The sequence below is a fragment of the Phaeobacter sp. NW0010-22 genome, from assembly GCF_040365955.1.
Taxonomy (GTDB): domain Bacteria; phylum Pseudomonadota; class Alphaproteobacteria; order Rhodobacterales; family Rhodobacteraceae; genus OMPR01.
Genome location: NZ_BAABWT010000003.1, coordinates 91,217 through 108,768, shown reverse-complemented (window position 1 = coordinate 108,768; position 17,552 = coordinate 91,217). Strand labels below are relative to the sequence as shown.

Annotated in this window: 20 protein-coding genes; 11 read left to right on the top strand and 9 right to left on the bottom strand. The window is 55.8% G+C overall.

From position 1 onward, the window contains the following. Positions 1–21 precede the first annotated feature (21 nt). The 3 genes from phnE (ABWV33_RS07395) (at position 22) to ABWV33_RS07385 (ending at position 2,995) form a co-directional block, all read left to right on the top strand. Complete coding sequence (phnE, locus tag ABWV33_RS07395; protein WP_353329778.1) at positions 22–903, top strand: phosphonate ABC transporter, permease protein PhnE; 882 nt, start codon at positions 22–24, stop codon at positions 901–903. Then, on the top strand, positions 900–2,270 hold the full coding sequence (gene phnE / locus ABWV33_RS07390; protein WP_353329776.1) for a phosphonate ABC transporter, permease protein PhnE: 1,371 nt from the start codon (positions 900–902) through the stop codon (positions 2,268–2,270). Before phnE (ABWV33_RS07395) ends, phnE (ABWV33_RS07390) begins: the two co-directional genes overlap by 4 nt. Positions 2,271–2,374: 104 nt before the next feature. Continuing rightward, positions 2,375–2,995: an LbetaH domain-containing protein gene (locus tag ABWV33_RS07385; RefSeq protein WP_353329774.1), complete on the top strand. Its 621-nt coding sequence runs from the start codon at positions 2,375–2,377 to the stop codon at positions 2,993–2,995. A gap of 144 nt (positions 2,996–3,139) precedes the next feature. On the opposite strand, the gene phnF is transcribed toward ABWV33_RS07385, so the two are convergent. Beyond that, positions 3,140–3,850: a phosphonate metabolism transcriptional regulator PhnF gene (gene phnF / locus ABWV33_RS07380; protein ID WP_353329772.1), complete on the bottom strand. Its 711-nt coding sequence runs from the start codon at positions 3,848–3,850 to the stop codon at positions 3,140–3,142. 103 nt (positions 3,851–3,953) lie between these two features. Between phnF and phnG the strand changes: the two genes are divergently transcribed. The 7 genes from phnG to ABWV33_RS07345 are packed head-to-tail and all read left to right on the top strand — an operon-like array spanning position 3,954 to position 8,971. Continuing rightward, on the top strand, positions 3,954–4,412 hold the full coding sequence (phnG, locus tag ABWV33_RS07375; protein WP_353329770.1) for a phosphonate C-P lyase system protein PhnG: 459 nt from the start codon (positions 3,954–3,956) through the stop codon (positions 4,410–4,412). Then, the gene (phnH, locus tag ABWV33_RS07370; RefSeq protein ID WP_353329768.1) at positions 4,412–4,990 is read left to right on the top strand and encodes a phosphonate C-P lyase system protein PhnH; all 579 of its coding nucleotides are present in this window, start codon (positions 4,412–4,414) and stop codon (positions 4,988–4,990) included. The genes phnG and phnH overlap by 1 nt, the downstream gene beginning before the upstream one ends. Positions 4,991–4,993: 3 nt before the next feature. Then, positions 4,994–6,097, top strand: coding sequence for a carbon-phosphorus lyase complex subunit (locus ABWV33_RS07365; RefSeq protein WP_353329766.1), 1,104 nt, complete (start codon positions 4,994–4,996; stop codon positions 6,095–6,097). Beyond that, on the top strand, positions 6,094–6,966 hold the full coding sequence (locus ABWV33_RS07360) for an alpha-D-ribose 1-methylphosphonate 5-phosphate C-P-lyase PhnJ (RefSeq protein WP_113825254.1): 873 nt from the start codon (positions 6,094–6,096) through the stop codon (positions 6,964–6,966). Before ABWV33_RS07365 ends, ABWV33_RS07360 begins: the two co-directional genes overlap by 4 nt. Beyond that, on the top strand, positions 6,963–7,733 hold the full coding sequence (phnK, locus tag ABWV33_RS07355) for a phosphonate C-P lyase system protein PhnK (protein WP_113825252.1): 771 nt from the start codon (positions 6,963–6,965) through the stop codon (positions 7,731–7,733). The genes ABWV33_RS07360 and phnK overlap by 4 nt, the downstream gene beginning before the upstream one ends. Positions 7,734–7,745: 12 nt before the next feature. Beyond that, complete coding sequence (gene phnL / locus ABWV33_RS07350) at positions 7,746–8,429, top strand: phosphonate C-P lyase system protein PhnL (protein ID WP_353329764.1); 684 nt, start codon at positions 7,746–7,748, stop codon at positions 8,427–8,429. Beyond that, on the top strand, positions 8,426–8,971 hold the full coding sequence (locus tag ABWV33_RS07345; protein ID WP_353329762.1) for a ribose 1,5-bisphosphate phosphokinase PhnN: 546 nt from the start codon (positions 8,426–8,428) through the stop codon (positions 8,969–8,971). The genes phnL and ABWV33_RS07345 overlap by 4 nt, the downstream gene beginning before the upstream one ends. Here ABWV33_RS07345 and ABWV33_RS07340 read toward each other — a convergent pair. Then, complete coding sequence (locus tag ABWV33_RS07340; protein ID WP_353329760.1) at positions 8,947–9,636, bottom strand: DUF1045 domain-containing protein; 690 nt, start codon at positions 9,634–9,636, stop codon at positions 8,947–8,949. The two genes, ABWV33_RS07345 and ABWV33_RS07340, sit on opposite strands and share 25 nt — an antisense overlap. Before the next feature lie 53 nt (positions 9,637–9,689). On the opposite strand from ABWV33_RS07340, the gene ABWV33_RS07335 reads away from it, so the two are divergent. Further along, on the top strand, positions 9,690–10,832 hold the full coding sequence (locus tag ABWV33_RS07335) for an alpha-D-ribose 1-methylphosphonate 5-triphosphate diphosphatase (RefSeq protein ID WP_353329758.1): 1,143 nt from the start codon (positions 9,690–9,692) through the stop codon (positions 10,830–10,832). Between the two features lies 1 nt (position 10,833). On the opposite strand, the gene ABWV33_RS07330 is transcribed toward ABWV33_RS07335, so the two are convergent. The 7 genes from ABWV33_RS07330 to ABWV33_RS07300 are packed head-to-tail and all read right to left on the bottom strand — an operon-like array spanning position 10,834 to position 17,353. Continuing rightward, positions 10,834–11,310 carry a class I SAM-dependent methyltransferase gene (locus ABWV33_RS07330; RefSeq protein WP_113825242.1) on the bottom strand — a complete coding sequence of 159 codons (477 nt, stop codon included), beginning with the start codon at positions 11,308–11,310 and terminating at the stop codon, positions 10,834–10,836. A gap of 12 nt (positions 11,311–11,322) precedes the next feature. After that, positions 11,323–12,084: a polysaccharide deacetylase family protein gene (locus tag ABWV33_RS07325; RefSeq protein ID WP_353329756.1), complete on the bottom strand. Its 762-nt coding sequence runs from the start codon at positions 12,082–12,084 to the stop codon at positions 11,323–11,325. Then, positions 12,081–13,223, bottom strand: coding sequence for a glycosyltransferase family protein (locus ABWV33_RS07320; protein ID WP_353329754.1), 1,143 nt, complete (start codon positions 13,221–13,223; stop codon positions 12,081–12,083). Before ABWV33_RS07320 ends, ABWV33_RS07325 begins: the two co-directional genes overlap by 4 nt. Continuing rightward, positions 13,220–13,804, bottom strand: coding sequence for a histidine phosphatase family protein (locus ABWV33_RS07315; protein WP_353329752.1), 585 nt, complete (start codon positions 13,802–13,804; stop codon positions 13,220–13,222). The genes ABWV33_RS07320 and ABWV33_RS07315 overlap by 4 nt, the downstream gene beginning before the upstream one ends. Beyond that, complete coding sequence (locus ABWV33_RS07310; protein ID WP_353329750.1) at positions 13,804–14,877, bottom strand: glycosyltransferase family 4 protein; 1,074 nt, start codon at positions 14,875–14,877, stop codon at positions 13,804–13,806. The genes ABWV33_RS07315 and ABWV33_RS07310 overlap by 1 nt, the downstream gene beginning before the upstream one ends. Then, positions 14,874–16,133, bottom strand: coding sequence for a glycosyltransferase family 4 protein (locus ABWV33_RS07305; protein ID WP_353329748.1), 1,260 nt, complete (start codon positions 16,131–16,133; stop codon positions 14,874–14,876). The genes ABWV33_RS07310 and ABWV33_RS07305 overlap by 4 nt, the downstream gene beginning before the upstream one ends. Next, positions 16,130–17,353, bottom strand: coding sequence for a glycosyltransferase family protein (locus ABWV33_RS07300; protein WP_353329746.1), 1,224 nt, complete (start codon positions 17,351–17,353; stop codon positions 16,130–16,132). Before ABWV33_RS07300 ends, ABWV33_RS07305 begins: the two co-directional genes overlap by 4 nt. Between the last annotated feature and the right edge of the window lie 199 nt (positions 17,354–17,552).

Sequence of the window (17,552 nt, the reverse complement as noted above, 5' to 3'; positions counted from 1 at the left end):
TTTTTTGACGGGAGCATTCCAATGACAGACCTAACCGCAGGGTCCCAATCCGTCGCGCAGATCCGCGACAATTATACCGCGCTGACTCAGCGCAAACGGGTCTATGGTGGTATTCTCCTGATCCTTTTCGTTAGCCTGATGGTTGCAGGATTTCGCACCGCTGATGCGCGCAATGCCGGGTCGTTTGTAGATGGTTGGCATCGGGTGCTTGACTATCCTAACGAAGTGCTAAGCGAGGCTTGGGAAAAAGTGGCCCAGTTGCCTGCGCATCTGGTGACGTTTTTTCCTGCGCTTATCGAGACATTGAATATTGCCGCTGCGTCTACTTTGATCGGCACGGTTGCAGGAACGTTTTTATCTTTGCTAGCAACACGCGGTATGGCGCCATGGCCGGTGATGATCCCACTATTTCGGCGGATAAGTGATATTTGCCGTGCAATTCCTGAAATTGTGATCGCCTTGGTCCTGATCTTCATTTTGGGGGGCGGACCTGTACCTGCAATGATCGCGATTGCTATTCATACGGCGGGCGCATTGGGAAAACTGTTTTCGGAAGTGAACGAAAATGCCTCTCTCAAGCCTGTTGAGGGGCTCGAGTCTGTCGGGGCCACGTGGGGCCAAAAGATGTATTTGGGGGTGATCCCTCAGGTTGGACCGAACTATGTCAGCTATGCTTTGTTGCGGTTTGAGATCAACATCCGCGCTTCGGCGATCCTTGGCTTTGTTGGTGCAGGGGGCATTGGATACGAGCTGCGCAATGCGATGTCTTGGGGGCAGGGGCGCTACGACGAAGCGGCGGCCATCTTTATCCTGCTGTTTTTGACCATTGTCATCGTAGATCAGCTTTCAGGTATCTTACGCGACCGCTTGACCCACGGCACCGAAAAGGGAGCAACAGCATGACCACCTTTGATACAAACCTGACCACCGAGATGTTGAAGGCCGAGGCGGACCGTTTGTTCACACGAAAACGGATGCTGAACTTTGGGTTGCCACTGCTTGTGTTGGCTTACCTGACATATGTGTTCTTTGCTTTTGGTGTTCTGGATCTTTACGGCAAAGCCAACTGGAAGAACGGCAAGACGCTTGTCGCTGACAGTTACAGCTACAAAACCCATGTGACCCGTGACAATCGCAACGCCGCAGTCACAGTTGCCATCGAGGGAGAGCGTAAAGGAGCCTATCCCGAGGGCATGTCACCTGAATGGGTTGAATTGGGTGAAACGACGGTGATCGATCTGGAAGATGGTCATATCGTGACCTTTGGCCCTAAAACGATCACCTATGAAGTGCCCGGATATGGTGTGATCAAGGCGACCCCGAACCGTCGTCAGGGGGTTCAAGCTGAACTACCGACAGAAGTGGTGCCAGAGTGGATCAACCTGTCCAAGAACCGTTTGGCGATTACTACCGATGCAGGTCGATTGACAGTGACCCGCAACCGATCCGAAGTGTTCCGCTATTTCACTGGATGGGAGCTGTTCTGGTTCACGCTCGACAGTCCCTATCATGGCAAATCACCGACCGAATTGATGGGGCTGGCCTTTGATGGCGAAGCGGGGGCGATCTGGCAGGATTTCTGGACCAACAAAATGTGGCGGCATCAGGATGTGGCCTGGGCCATCTTTGAAACGATCCTGATGGCGTTTTTGGGTACGCTTGGAGCTGGGATGGTGGCGTTGCCACTGGCCTTTCTTGCAGCCCGAAATTTCTCGCCTCTGCGGTCGATTACCTTTGTCACGCGTCGCCTGTTTGATTTCGTGCGCGGTGTGGATGCGTTGATTTGGACCGTAGTTTTATCTCGTGCCTTTGGTCCGGGGCCGCTGACTGGTGCATTAGCGATTTTGGTGACGGATACGGGGACCTTTGGCAAAATATTCTCTGAAGCTTTGGAAAATGTGGACGAGAAACAAATCGAAGGGGTGCAATCGACCGGGGCCAGCGCGGCGCAGCGGTATCGGTTTGGTGTGATCCCGCAGATTACCCCAATTTTGCTGAGTCAGTTGCTCTATTTCCTTGAATCCAACACCCGCAGTGCGACGGTTATCGGCGCAATTACGGGCGGTGGGATTGGCCTGTTGCTGACGCAGGCAATCATCACACAAAAGGATTGGGAAGAGGTCGCCTATTACATAGTGTTGATCATTCTGATGGTAATGTTCATGGATTGGTTCTCGGGCTGGTTGCGGCGACGCTTGATCGGGCACGCGGAAAAGAAAGCGCGCAAACGCAAGGTAGTTTCCAAGGCAAAGGCGTTTGTCCTGCCCTAAAGCGCATCTTGAACCGCATACAAAAACAAGTGTTTGGAGCCACTGGAGTGTGCCCGTGCTCCAAACTTCTTTTTGGGTTTCAACACGAACAGAAAGATCAAGATATGACCAAACCGAGGCTTAAGGCCGACGCACCCTTTGTGCACTCTGATTGCCAAATCAGCGAGAGTTCATTTGGCGCCTATGTGGAAATCGGCGCGGGTAGCCGGATCGCAAATTCTACTTTTGGGGATTATTCCTATTGTGATCGGACCTGCGATATTGCCAACGCCGAGATTGGGAAGTTTGCAAACATCGCCAGCTTCACGCGCATTGGGGCAACGGATCATCCTATGGAGAAAGCATCACTGCATCATTTCCACTATCGGTCTGGTGATTACTGGGCGGATGCGGATCATGATGCCGATTGGTTTGCCCACAGAACCGGGCGTCAGGCGTGGATCGGGCACGACACATGGATTGGCCATGCGGCGATCATCAAGCCCGAGGTGAAGATAGGACATGGCGCGGTTGTGGCCTCGGGCGCGATTGTTACCAAAGACGTGGCGCCCTATACGATTGTCGCAGGCGTGACTGCGCAAGTGATCCGACGACGGTACGCAGAAAGTGTTGCGGAGCGGATGATAGATCTGGCCTGGTGGGATTGGGATCATACCCAATTGCGTGCAGCGCTCCCTGATTTTAGGGCATTGCGCGCCGAAGCGTTTCTCGAAAAATACGGCTGATCTGTTCTGCGAGTACAAAGATCTCCCGCGTCTATAGGATACATCGGCTTTGCCGATCTCCGCTTGGCAGCGCGCTGCTACGCCCAACGGGAGGAGGTGTTCCGTTAGGAACATCGACGACGGGCTGGAGAATTGGCTGCTGTACTACTCGCTTCCGAGCGTGAGCGTCACATGATCCCCGGCAAACCAAGTTCGCCCATATTCAACTGGATTGCCTTGGGGATCTACATTGAGACCTGTGGATTGCAACACGGGCGCGCCTTCAGAAATGCGCAGATGCAAGGCTTGGGTAGGACTTGCCTGCCGGGCGGTCAAACGAGTCCATTCGCGGGTGTAATCGGGTATCCCAATCAGTTGCAGGGCTTTGGTCACTGAATGCGTTTTTTGTAAAGCGTCCAGCATGTTTGGAAACCGGTCAGCGGGAAAAATACTTTGGAAGACAGCAATCGGTTGACCATCGGCAAGAGAGAGCCCGTCGTAAACATGCACGGGATCCCCTTGAACTAAACCTAATGCTTCGGCTTCTTGAGCATCTGCAGCCCGGGTGTTCAGGGTCAGAATTTTCTTACCCGGGATTTTACCATTCGCAGAAATATTCTGGTGATATCGCACCCGTTTGCCGATGGGGTAGTCCGTTGGCCGAGCCGTCACGAACACCCCAGCGCCACGCCGGGCATGGACCAGCCCTTGCTCTGACATGTCAGCCAATGCGCGCCGTACTGTGTGGCGGTTCACGCCATGTGTGGCTGCCAGCTGAGATTCGGTGGGCAAGCGGTCTCCGCTGGCATAGCGGCCTTCAGCAATATCCGCAGTCAGCGCCACAGCGATGGATTTCCAGACGGGTGTTCGGCTCATGTCATCAAAACTTCACAAGTCAGAGGATTGCGTGAGGCCCAGCTGAGGGCTATGATTTGTCTAGTTGTATAGTTGTTGTAGACAACTTCGCCAAGAGGCTATTATGGCAGATGATATGAAAAACACCGGCAACGCGCGCAAGGAGTGGTTGAGCCTGATGGCCTCGGCCCCCGAAGCCGCGATGATGTCGCTTTGGAATGCAGTGGCGGACCGTCCGTCGTTCGAATGGTTGAGAGCCCCCGAGGTTGGCGGTGCCATGGTGCGCGGCCGCATGGGCGGTTCAGGGGCTCCGTTTAACCTCGGAGAAATGACCGTCACGCGATGTTCGCTTGTGTTGTCGGATGGCACCGTCGGTCATGGGTATGTCCAGGGTCGCTCCAAACCCAAGGTCGAAGCGGCGGCATTGATTGATGCGTTGATGCAGACGGACGCTGCGGAGCACGTGCAGTCGCAAGTCCTGGACCCGTTGGCAGCGCAAATTCGAACCACCAAACAGAACCGTGCAGCCAAAGCTGCTGCCACCAAGGTGGAATTCTTTACTATGGTTCGAGGAGAGGATTGATGTCGGTACAAACCACTCAGTTTTCAGGTGGGTTTCAGAACGCCCCAACTGATGCGGCCCATGCGTTTCGTGCAGCAATGACCGTCATGGCGCGTCCCGGCGAAACTCGCGAATTAACTGGAGCTCAGGCACCGGCACCTTTGTCCGAAGCGGCGGCAACCTTGCTTCTGACCCTGTGTGACCCGGAAACGGGTGTGCACCTGGCGGGCGGTGCTAACACCGCAGATGTCCGCCAATGGCTTACATTTCACACCGGTGCTCCGTTGGTCAGCGCATCTGAGGCAGATTTTGCGATTGGCACGTGGGCGGCGCTGTGTCCGCTCAGCACTTACCGCATCGGCACTGCAGAATATCCGGATCGCTCGGCCACACTGATCGTCGATGGTGACGCGGAAGCAAACTGTGAGGTCACGTTGACCGGCCCCGGTATCAAAGAGGCGGCGCATTTGTCCTTGCCCGATATCCCGACGATGCAGGCGAATGCTCAGCTCTACCCTTTGGGCATTGATTTCTTCTTTACCAACGGCACACAGGTTGCGGCCCTGCCGCGCAGTACGCAAATTTCGGTAGGGGGCTAAGATATGTATGTCGCTGTCAAAGGTGGTGAAAAAGCTATCGATAATGCACACGCTTGGCTGGCCGAAGAGCGCCGGGGTGACACCTCGGTCGCGGAACTCAGCGTCGCGCAAATCCGTGAGCAACTGAGCCTCGCGGTCAACCGTGTTATGGCCGAAGGGTCGCTGTTTGACCCGGACCTGGCTGCGTTGGCGATCAAGCAATCTCGTGGGGATCTTATCGAGGCGATTTTTCTAATTCGTGCATATCGCACAACCCTGCCGCGCTTTGGGGCGACTTTGCCGGTGGATACCGGGGGAATGGCTTGCGATCGTCGGATCTCGGCCACGTTCAAGGACGCGCCTGGCGGTCAAGTATTGGGCCCGACGTTTGACTACACCCATCGTCTTTTGGATTTCAAACTGGCCGCCGAAGGAGAGGTCGTGCCAGTCGAAACCGGCGCGCCCCGTTGCGGCCCGACTCCACATATCACCGAATTTCTGCAAGGCGAGGACATCATTCAGCGTGAGCCGGACAGTGATGCCGTTCCGGGGGATCTGACACGCGAGCCGATGGAGTTTCCATCAAACCGCGCCTTACGCCTGCAATCTCTGACGCGCGGGGACGAAGGGTTCATCCTTGGCATGGCCTATTCGACTCAACGCGGTTACGCGCGCAACCATGCCTTTGTGGGTGAGTTGCGGATCGGTAAAGTGCCTGTCGAAATGGAAATTCCAGAACTGGGTTTCGCGATTGAGATTGGTGAGTTGGAGTTGACCGAATGTGAAACGGTGAACCAATTCCAAGGGTCCAAAACAGAACCGCCGCAGTTTACCCGTGGATACGGTTTGGTGTTTGGTCAATCGGAACGCAAATCCATTGCTATGGCATTGGTTGATCGTGCCCTGCGATGGAAAGAACTGGGCGAAGACAATCTGGGAGCGGCCGCGCAGGACGAAGAATTTGTTCTGAGCCATTCGGATAACATTCAGGCCACTGGGTTCCTCGAGCACATCAAATTGCCCCACTACGTCGATTTTCAGTCCGAATTGGAACTGGTGCGCAAACTGCGTCGCGAAGCCGAAGAGCGGCTTCAGGGCGAATTTACCGCGCAGGAGGCTGCGGAATGAGTGATTATAACTTTGCCTATCTGGACGAACAGACCAAGCGGATGATCCGTCGGGCGATATTAAAAGGGTTGGCTGTGCCGGGCTATCAAGTGCCGTTTGCCAGCCGCGAGATGCCGATGCCGTATGGTTGGGGCACGGGCGGCGTGCAGGTCTCTGCCGCGACCCTGACGCCAGACGATACCTTTAAGGTGATCGACCAAGGCGCGGATGACACCACCAATGCCGTGTCCATTCGGAAGTTCTTTGAAAACACCGCTGGGGTTGCTGTGACGGAGGAAACCGAAAAAGCGACCGTGATTCAAACGCGGCACAGAATTCCCGAAGCAGAGCTGAACGAGGATCAGATCCTGGTCTATCAAGTGCCGATCCCGGAACCGCTGCGGTTCTTAGAGCCGCGCGAGACCGAAACACGCAAGATGCACAGCCTAGAAGAATACGGGCTGATGCATGTGAAACTGTACGAAGATATAAGCCAGCACGGCGATATCGCGACGGCGTATGCCTATCCTGTTATGGTGTCTGATCGCTATGTGATGGACCCATCGCCAATCCCGAAATTCGACAATCCGAAATTGGAAATGTCTGCTATTCAGCTTTTTGGCGCAGGGCGCGAGCAACGGATTTACGCAGTGCCCCCTCATACCAAGGTCGTGAGCCTGGACTTCGAAGACTATCCCTTCGAAGCTAGTAAGGCAGACCATCCCTGTGATTTGTGTGCCGCCGAAGACAGCTATCTGGACGAAGTGATTTTGGATGATGCGGGTAATCGAATGTTTGTCTGTTCAGACACGGATTATTGCCGGTCCCGCCGCGCGGCAGGTCATGTGGGTCGATTGGGCACCGAATTGGGTACGGAGGACGCGGCATGACCCCGTTGTTGCAAGTTCAAGGTATCGAAAAGCGTTATGGCGCGCGGATTGGATGCACAGATGTGAGTTTTGACCTTTTCCCCGGCGAAGTGATGGGAATTGTCGGTGAAAGCGGGTCGGGTAAATCGACCTTGCTGAACTGTCTTGCCGGTCATCTGGAAGCGGACGCCGGTCAGGTGGTGTTTGATACCCGCGCAGATGGGCCGGTCGACACGCTGACCATGTCAGAGCCAGAGCGGCGGATGCTGGGCCGGACAGATTGGGCTTTTGTACATCAACATGCCCGTGACGGCCTGCGCATGTCTGTCAGTGCCGGGGGCAATATTGGTGAGCGGTTGATGGCCGTTGGCGATCGTCATTACGGCGATATCCGGGACAAGGCGATCGACTGGTTGGGGCGGGTCGAGATCAACGAAAACCGCGTTGATGATCGCCCCACCGCTTTTTCTGGGGGTATGCAGCAACGCCTGCAAATCGCGCGCAATCTGGTGACGGGCCCCCGGTTGGTTTTCATGGATGAACCGACTGGGGGCTTGGATGTGTCCGTTCAGGCGCGTTTGTTGGATCTGCTGCGCGGGCTGGTTCGTGAAATGGGGCTGAGTGCGATCATCGTGACCCATGATCTGGCGGTTGTCCGCCTGTTAGCAGACCGGCTGATGGTGATGAAAGACGGCCATGTGGTCGAGGCGGGCCTGACTGATCAGGTTTTGGACGATCCACAACATGCCTACACCCAATTGCTGGTTTCCAGCGTGCTGCAAGTTTGAGAGGCGAGAGAAATGATTGAACTCGAAAACGTAAGCAAGAGCTTTACCCTGCATAATCAAGGTAGTGCGGTTATTCCGGTGATGGCAGGCGCATCGCTGCGTGTCAAACCCGGCGAATGCGTGGCCCTGACCGGGGCTTCGGGTGCCGGGAAATCGACGCTGATGCGGGTGATCTACGGCAACTATCTAGCGGCGTCGGGCCGGGTGATGGTTGGCGATTTAGATGTGGCACAAGCGGAACCGCGCGAAATCCTTGCACTGCGTCGTGAGACGCTTGGATACGTGAGCCAGTTTTTACGAGTGGTACCTCGGGTGCCGACGTTAGAGGTTGTGGCGGATCCGTTGTTGGCGGTGGGCGTCGAAAAGGAAGCCGCCTTGGACAAGGCGGCGGATCTATTGAGCCGGTTGAATATCCCCAAACGGCTCTGGTCGTTGTCGCCAACCACTTTTTCCGGCGGAGAGCAGCAGCGTGTGAACATTGCGCGCGGGTTTGCGTATGAATACCCAGCTATGTTGTTGGATGAACCGACCGCCAGCCTGGATGCCACCAATCGCGCCACTGTGCTGTCGTTGATAGAGGAAGCCAAGGCGCAGGGCGCTGCCATCGTGGGTATTTTCCATGATGTTGAGGCCCGTGAACGGGTTTGTGACCGCGAAATTGACGTTTCTGTTTTTACACCGGAGATGGCAGCATGAGCCTTGCGCCAGTCATCGCGATTGTCGGCCCGTCGGGGGTTGGTAAAGACAGCGTCATGGCGGCGCTGACGACGCGGGATCCGAATATTCAACCTGCGCGGCGTGTCATTACTAGGCCCAAAGGCGAAGAGGGCGAAGATTTCGTCCGTGCGACGGTCTCTGAATTTGATGCGATGCAGGACCGGGGCGAATTTGTGCTCAGCTGGTCTGCGCATGGATTGAACTATGGGATATCTGTTGCGATTTCCCAGCAGCGTCAGCACGCACGGGCCGTTTTGGTAAACTTGTCCCGAAATGTGTTGAAAAAGGCCGAAGGCGCCTTTGGCGACTTCATTGTGATTTCGCTGACCGCTGACCCCAAAGTTCTGGCGGACCGCGTTGCAAACCGGGGCCGCGAAACCCCGGCTGATCAAGCCAAGCGGTTGGCCCGATCCGTGACTCTGCCAGAGGGGTTGACCCGTGTTGTTGAAATCAACAACGACGGGCCTTTGGATCTAACAGTAGACGCAATCTTAGCTCAGCTTGAACCGGTGAGGGGATAGCGTTGAATCAGATGAAACCGTCCCTCGGCATCCTCGCCCATCAACGCCAGGTCGTTCACTTCAAACGGTATCGGAAGGACAGGCGTCAGATATGTGTCCAGCGTCGTCAACACGTGGGGCAACAGCGACTTTTCCAAACGACCCGTCAGGGTGATGTGGAACTTAAAGTTCTCCATCACGTAGGGATAGCCCCACTGCACCAGATTTGCCTCTTGCGCGGGGCTCAACCCTTTGGCGCGGCGTTTCTCCAGTTCGGCTTGTGGTGCAGGAGCGCGAAATCGATCCAAGGCCCGCACGCACTCCGCCGCCAAATCGCTAAGCAGTGCGATTTCTCCGATTGGGCGCAGGGCCAGAAATTTGCCGAGCTGGGCCAACTCCAATCCCTGCAAATGAACGGGGGCGGTTCTAGCGGCCAGATCGCTACAGCCTTGTTTCAGGTCTTCAACCGTCTGTCCCTTGGCCAGTCGAAAAGGCGGTTTCATCGTCCCGTGCAACCCGTATTTGCGTGGCGTGTCGGTGATCTCGGCGACGGGCAGATCATCCAGCAACGGATGCGCAACCTGCGTGCCGGTTTCCATGTCCCAGCCCAGCCAGGACGCCCCGAATTTAGTCCAGTCCGCCCCAGTGGGCGGCGCAAAGTAGAGCGCGTATCGCGTAAATGTCACATTGGCCTCCTATGTCGTGGCCTTCCCAATAGCTCAAACCATGTGAAGTTCCGATGACAGAAGAGTTGATCCTTGCCAATGCCACCCTTGTTTTATCCAATGAGACCCGTCGCGGTAGCATTCGGATCGTAGATGGAACCATCACCGATATTGCCGATGGCGGCACTGTGCCTGAGGGGGCCCGCGACTGCGAAGGTGATTTTGTAACCCCAGGTCTGGTAGAGCTGCACACCGACAATCTAGAACGCCATATCCAACCGCGTCCCAAAGTCGACTGGCCCCATGCCGCAGCTATTATCGCGCATGATGCAGAGTTGGCGGGAACAGGTATCACAACCGTTTTTGATGCGATGCGGGTTGGATCAATCCCGTCTGGACGAGCCCGGTATTCTAAATACGCACGAAACCTTGCTAGTGAACTCTTAGAGTTGTGCGCTGCAGATGCTCTCAAAATCAGTCATTTCCTGCATCTGCGCGCTGAAGTTTGCTCCGAAACCTTAGTTGATGAGATCGCCGAATTCGGTGGTGATGATCGCGTGGGCATTGTTTCGTTGATGGACCACACGCCCGGGCAACGCCAATTCAGGGACATTAATAAGCTCGAGGCCTATGTCCGGGGGAAACATGCCATGAGCGAAGAGGACTTTGTACAGCATGTCGCGCAATTGAAAGGATTGCGCGCGCAGTATGGCGATTTGCACGAGGTTGAAACCGTTAAGGCTGCGCAACGCTATGGGGCCGTTCTGGCAAGCCATGATGATACCACAGCAGACCAAGTGGCAACATCGGCGGCACACGGGATCAAACTGGCTGAATTTCCAACGACTGTTGAGGCGGCTCAGGCCTGTCATGAGCACGGCATTCAGGTAATGATGGGCGCACCAAATCTGATCCGCGGTGGATCACATTCTGGCAATGTGGCTGCACGTGAGTTGGCAGAGCTGGATCTGCTCGACATAATATCATCAGATTATGTGCCCTCGGCGCTTTTGTTGTCTGCCGTGAAAGCGGGGGAACTTTGGGGGGATATGGCGCGGGGCATCCGAACCGCGACCCTTGCACCGGCCCAAGCTGTTGGCCTGTCGGATCGGGGTGAACTGCGGATCGGCGCGCGCGCAGATGTGTTGCGGTTTCGGATGCGGGCCGGGGTTCCGGCCCTGCGGGCTGTGTGGTCGCGTGGTCAGCACATCGCCTGATTTAGGCGCGATAGAATAAATAGCGGTCCGGGGCGATGGTCTCCGGACCAGCGATCTGCTGAAATCCAACGAGCGGCTGGCCTGAAATGATCAGCGCGCCGGGTTGCATCGCAGCGGCAATCATCGGGCTGAGGCGCGCGGATTCTTTAACGTCGTCTGCCTTGATACCAGAGCCAAAATCATAGTGCGCCAACGCGATGCGAGCGCCGCGTTTAACCAATTCTGAAAGCATGGGTTCAGCTTCGCCTTGCAGAAAATCCTCTGCAGGGGGGATGCAAGACGGGTGGCATTGCAGGACGCGATCCATCACCCAAATCCGACGATCAGGCAGGATTTCCCGCAAGTGGTCATACGTGCGTCCGTTACCCAATCCCATGTCCAAAACATCGCCGGGCGTATCAGCTATCTGTTGGGCGGCCCAGCTCAGGCCGTCCCGTTGTGCCGTCAATCGGCGGAGCATTGAATCCAGTCGGCTCATCTGGTGAATTCCTTATTCATCTTCTGCTGCGGGCATGATCCAAACCTGAATCGGCCCAGCCATCAGGCGGGTCACAAAATCACGTGTAAATGTCCAAATCTGTTCATCATGAACAAGGTGGTGGGTCAACAGGCCAAAGGGTTCGCTGGCGTCTGCTCGCCCTTCTCGGCGGTCTTTCAGCAGCTGTACGGTCTGTTCGATCAAACGGGTGGCAGGAACAAGGCTGCGCGTGTCACGCCAGTGGATGGGATCAAGGTGGGTGTTGACCTGTTCCAATCCGGGGGCGGCATTTTCTTGTTTTCTGGGTGTGGCGGTTGAGAGAATCTTGAAACCCAATTGGGGCAACCCATCGCGCACTTCGGGTGCAATCCGGTTCCAAGGTGGTACAAACATCGGGCGCAAAGCGAGGCCAAACAGCTCGCGCATGCGTGTCGTGCCACGTTTGATTTCGTCCAAAACAGCGGGGGCAGGTCGATGTGCTCCGACTTCGGCTTTTTTTTGATCCGTTGGGGCGTGGTTTTGGTGGGCCCAGCCATGGACGACCGGGATCAGATGGGGGCGGGTCGCGAAATACGTGGCGAGTTCTGGCGTAGCAGTGGCCGGGATAACAGCAATATGAACAGGCAGACCCAGGGCCACTGAAAGCTCAGACAAACGGTTCAATTCTGGCGTCGGTTCGATGGCATCATCGTCCCGCCACCAAATTGGCAAAACCATACCCGCGCTATGCCAATGGGCCAATTCTTGATCTAATGGAGCCCAATCTACATTCATAGGGCGATCTCTTTCAGGTCTTGCACGATCTGCACAGTCTGAGCTGCACCTGCAAAGTTCAGCGTGGCTGCATCCCGTCGGGGCGCTTGGATGGTTTTGTCTAAAGCGCTGAGCAGAGCATCAGGTGTAAGGTTTGAACTATAAACAACTTCGAAGCCGGATAGGTGGGTCAAGCTATCAGCGCGCAGCGTTTGTTCAACCTCTCCACCATCATCAAAGGGGATTATTACTGCAGGGGTTTTGGCCTGTAGCAAATCCAAGGTGGTATTATACCCACACATGCTAACGGACGCCTCTGCATGGGTTAACATTTGGCGAAAATCTGGCCGGGCGGATTCAATCTCTACTGGCATTCCCTGCGCCAATTGTAACAGCTGGGGTATGAGCACGGGTGCGTCCTGTCCCCCAACCAACAAGCGCCAGCGCCGGTTGGTGGTTTTTCGGGCGGCCTCGATGGCCGTGCGAAAAATGCTTTGGCCTACTGATCCGCCTCCGGCGCTGACCAATATTTCGTTCGCTCCGGCTCCGGTTGGATGTGGACCCGCCTCATGGGGGGCGACGTAACCTGTGTATTGTATTTTGGAGGCCAGTTGATTTGAAACGGGCCAACTTGCCTCCAACCGGGTGGTCTGGGGATCAGAATGAACCAGAACGACATCATAGTGATCTACAATGATCGTATCCGTTTGTTCGGCTTTTTTAGGTTTTGAAGGCGGCGCAAGGATGTCACGGATTGAGGCGGCAATTAGGGGTTTGACCGGCAGGGCACACGCGGCTTTTAACAGGGCCAGAAATTCGGACCGCAAGACCCGGCGGCCAAAGGGGAACAGCTCAGTTATCAACACATCTGGGGCAAAGCGATTTAGCGCAATGACTGCGGCCTCTACGCGCTTAGCCAAATAGTCTGACGATGCGACATCTCCATCATCCGTCAAAAGGCGGGTGAAATTTACCCCATCAGATCGCAGCGGGGAAAGAGGGATAAGATCGACGCCACTGTGATCGAGTTGTGGAACAGGCATCCCACCTGATAGAATTTGCACCTGATGACCCTTTGCAGCAAAGGCACGACCCAGGGTTAACGCCCGGCTCAGATGCCCCGTGCCCAACAGATGGGTCACTGCAATCATAACTTTCATGCGAGGGAAGCCCGCTTTATCAGGCGGACAGGGTCCGGCCAAGGCCGCATATCGGGCAGATCAACTACAAACAACCGGTTGCGCTTGATCCGAAACGGGGCAGGACCGGAAAAATTCCAGCCGCAAGCTTTGGCCAATATCATGCGCATGATGCCAATGTGACAGACCGCGATGGTGTCTGTTGTGATCCCTTTGACCCAAGGTTCAATCCGGTCCCATACCTCGGCTGGGCTTTCGCCATTGAGAGGGCGATAATCCCACCCCCAATCTTCGATGTGGCGGAACCCGCTGTCTGGTTGCTCGACCAGATCGACACCGCGCAGCCCTTCCCAATCGCCCCAGTTCATTTCTATCAGTTCCGGGGCCGTTTTGGGGGCTCTGCCAGCGATGATTTCGGCGGTTTCGCGGGCACGGTGCAGGGGACTGGCCCACAGATCGGCAGAGTCCCAAGGCGCTGGTAGGGCAAACTCAGAAAGCTCTTTGCGTGCGGCGTCATCCAGCGGAATATCGCTGCGTCCCTGAATACGGCCCGCGCGGTTCCATTCTGTATGGCCATGGCGGATCAAGGCAAGACGTGGCATCAGATTTCCTTTAACAGAGGGGTGGCCGTGGCCCAGAACAGTTTAGATGTTGCGCCAATGAGATGCGATTGGGCAATGCCGTGCCGGGCGGTTTCACCAAGATGTTTGCGTTTCACTGGGTCATTCACAAGGGTCATAACTTGCGCAGCCAACGCTTGTGAGCCCTCTTCGGGTTGAGGAGCATCAGGGGTAAGAACCACATCGCGCACGCCGGGGCGGTCTTGCGCGATAACGGGAATGCCTGCGGCTTGGGCCTCAAGATAGACCATGCCAAAGGCTTCGTTCACACCCGGCCATAGAAACAGACTGGCTTGACCGTAAATCGCTTGAAGTGTCTCTCTGTCCAGTTGCCCCAGAAACCGAACACGATCGCCAAACGGGGCCATCATCTGTTCGACCTCTGCGCGTGCGGGTCCATCGCCCGCAATGTCAAGTTTCCATGATCCGGTCAGATGATGAAGAGTCTTCGCGATGATGTGATAAGAGGCCAGTTTATCCCCATGACGCATCATTCCAACGCTCAACATTGGGCCCCTCAAATTCGAAGCTGCAGGAAGGTTTCGATATGGCAGGAAGGGGGGCAAGTGTGCCAACGTTTGATGATGAGTCTTTTCTCGTTGCAGAGTGATCAGGTCATTTGCCGTTAGATAATAGATAGCGTCGGCTGCATCACAGGCTTTATGCGCTGCCTGCGCAAAATCAGCCCAAGGGCCGGTTAGGCGGCTGTGCGCTCGCGTGCTTTCGATCTGAACATAGGGAATGGCCAAAGCGCGACAAACTGCAGGGCCGACCAGATCCGGAGCCTTGTAGTAATTGTGATATGTCACCCAAAGCTGCGTGTCGTGGGGCAGGTTTTGAATGAGGCGCTCTACCTCTGCCTGCGCGGCTTGACTCAACTGGGTCTGTACTTGGGGATCGCCGGTTTTGTCATAGATCCGCAGATCTGAAACAAGGTCGACCACCGCCCCATTCAACTTGATCGCGGATATCAGATTCCGCGCCATTTCCCGATCTCCCGAGGGAACCGCGTTAGACGGCGATTTCATCGGCGCGTAAAAAGCGACGCGGGTCATGAGTTGATGGGCTGGCAGAGATCGTGCAAGCGCTTGGACAATCGTGCAATGCCCGGGTTCATCCCAAATTCTTGGGTCAATCGAGTGCGGGCAGCATGTGCCATGGACTGTGTCTGGGCCGGATTGGCTGCTATCACGGTGATGGCTTTTGCCAACGCTGCAGGATCATCCTCGCTCAGGGTGCCGTGGATGCCTGTGTCAATGAATTCAGGAATGGCGGACACTGGTGTCGATAGGATTGGCAGCAATTGAGAGGCTGCTTCCATCAGAACGTTTGGCAGGCCATCGCGGTCTCCATCTGCTGCAATTCGGCTGGGCAGGACAAACAGATCGGCTTCGCGCATGGCCGAAATCACTTCGGGTTGGTCACAGGCTCCGCGCCATGTAATGCGATCTGCAACACCGGCGGAAACGGCTTGCGCGGTCAGGGTGCCCTTTAAGCCCCCCCCTCCGATATGGGTCCAACGCCAATTCAAAGTTGACGGCAATTGGGCAAAGGCATCGATCAATTTGTCAAAGCCCTTTTTCTCAACCAAACGTCCAACCGAAACCATGTGAAATGGATCCGCTGGCTTACGCAAATCTGCTGGACCTCTTTGCGGCGGCGCTGGGAACCGCGTCAGATCCAGCCCATGATAGATCAAATCCACCCTTGCTGGATCATCTGACATCTCACGCAAATGCGCGGCCCCAAAGGCGGTGCACGTAGCGCCAAATTCCGCCCCATAGGTGTCGGCCTGCAGCTTTTCGCGCTTTTCCCATTCAGGTGAGGTCCAGATATCTTTGGCGTGTGCTGAAAAGCTCCACGGCAAATCCCGCATGATCGCGGCATAGCGTGCAACGGATGAAGGCGTGTGCATGAAATGTGCGTACAGCCCATGAGTGTCTGCCGGTAATTCTCCAGCCAGAACGCAGGCCTGCCCAAAACGACGGATGCGGTTCAGGTTCCGATCGCGAGCCAAATCCTGACGCCAGATGCGATAGGCTTCGCGATACCCGGGTAGGCGTTGCGCAATTTCACGCGCGGCCCAAACGCGGGCCGGGTCTTCGTGCAGGTATTCGGGCAAATAACGCACCCGCGCCTTGAGGCGATCATGCAGTGGGTGGCGTTTTTTGTCCGTAGGATACCGCAGCGACCAGATCTCAAAATTGTGACCGGCCTCTTCCAGCGCTACTAGCTCTTGGGCGATGAATGTTTCTGATAGCCGTGGCCATCCCTTGACGACAATGGCCAACGCCGGGGTGTTCTGAGTCATTGAGCGGCCTGTTCGGCATTAGTTTGCAAAAGGGTGTCGACCCGTTCGGTGACATAGTCCAATCCGTCCAGCAAGCCATCTGTCATTGCCTGTGAGGGAAGAGGCTGATTACTCAGGTTGCGGATGGCCCGGATCATCGCTTCGGGTGTTAACCCATCACGGTTTTCGTCCAGCATGCGCACAAGCCCCAGTTTTTCCGCACGCGAGGCCCGCAGCCACTGTTCGAGGCGCGGTACAGTGCGGGGGACAATTACGGCGCGTTTGTCAAAAGACAGAACTTCGCAAAAGGTATTGTACCCACCCATGCAGACTACACCTTGGGCACCGGCAAATAGGGTTTCGATTTGCGATTCAAAACCAACGGCAGTTACACGGCCATTCAGGGCTTCGACGCGTTCTTCGAAATCAGCACGTAATTCACCGGACAGGAAGGGCCCATAAACAAGGACAGCGCGGGGTGATAGGTTGGGGTCTTGCTCATAGGCGGACAAGACCAGGTTGACCATGGCTTTGCCATCGCCACCGCCGCCCGGGGTGATCAGGATATAGGGGACCTCGGGCGAGGTGCCAATTGGCCCCAAGTCGCGGCGCAAATATCCTGTCCAATGCATGCGGGCTTGGGTTTCTATGCTGAGAGGTAGGCCAGCAGTCGGATCATAGATCGACTTCATGCCATAGACCCAAATTTCATCGTAGAACTTTTCGGTTGCTTCAACCGCGCCTTTGCGGGCCCATTCGGTTGCCAGAACTTCGGGCTCATCCAGAACGTCACGTAGGCCCAAGATCAGCTTGGATCGTCCGCAGTCTTGCAACATTTCCAGTGTCGGCAACAATTCACCTCGAAACCCTGTGGGCTCTTTGTCGACAATCAGAATGTCAGGATCGTATTGCTGCGCGGTCGTGCGAATAATCCCAGAACGTAAATCCGTGACCTCATCGATTCCCATCCCGATGGTTTGAGAGGCATAGCTTCCGTCGCTGCGCTTGGTCACGCCGGGCAGTCGGACATGATCCACCCGACGTGGAAAGGTGAACCGTCCGGCAACGGGCGACCCAGTCAAGATCAACGCAGACGCTGAGGGATCAGCTTGCGTGATGGCACTGGCCAGTGCCCGGGATCGTCGTAAATGGCCCAACCCAAATGTGTCGTGGCTGTAAAGCATAACGCGCGGGGCCCGAGGTTCTGCACCAACGGGGCGATCCTTCATGTCTTTCGTCATGGGTGACCCTGCATTGAATTTCGAAAACCGCCAAAGTGCCTTGTTTGAACACGGAAAGACGCGACACATACGTTGTCCGATGTTTGGTCATCAGACGTCATGTCGTGAGCCGGCGCATGCCGGAGGTGTATTTGTAAGCCGATCGCAATCGGAACAGGATATCCTGCAGCTTTGCTTCTCATCTCACTCTCTACACTCT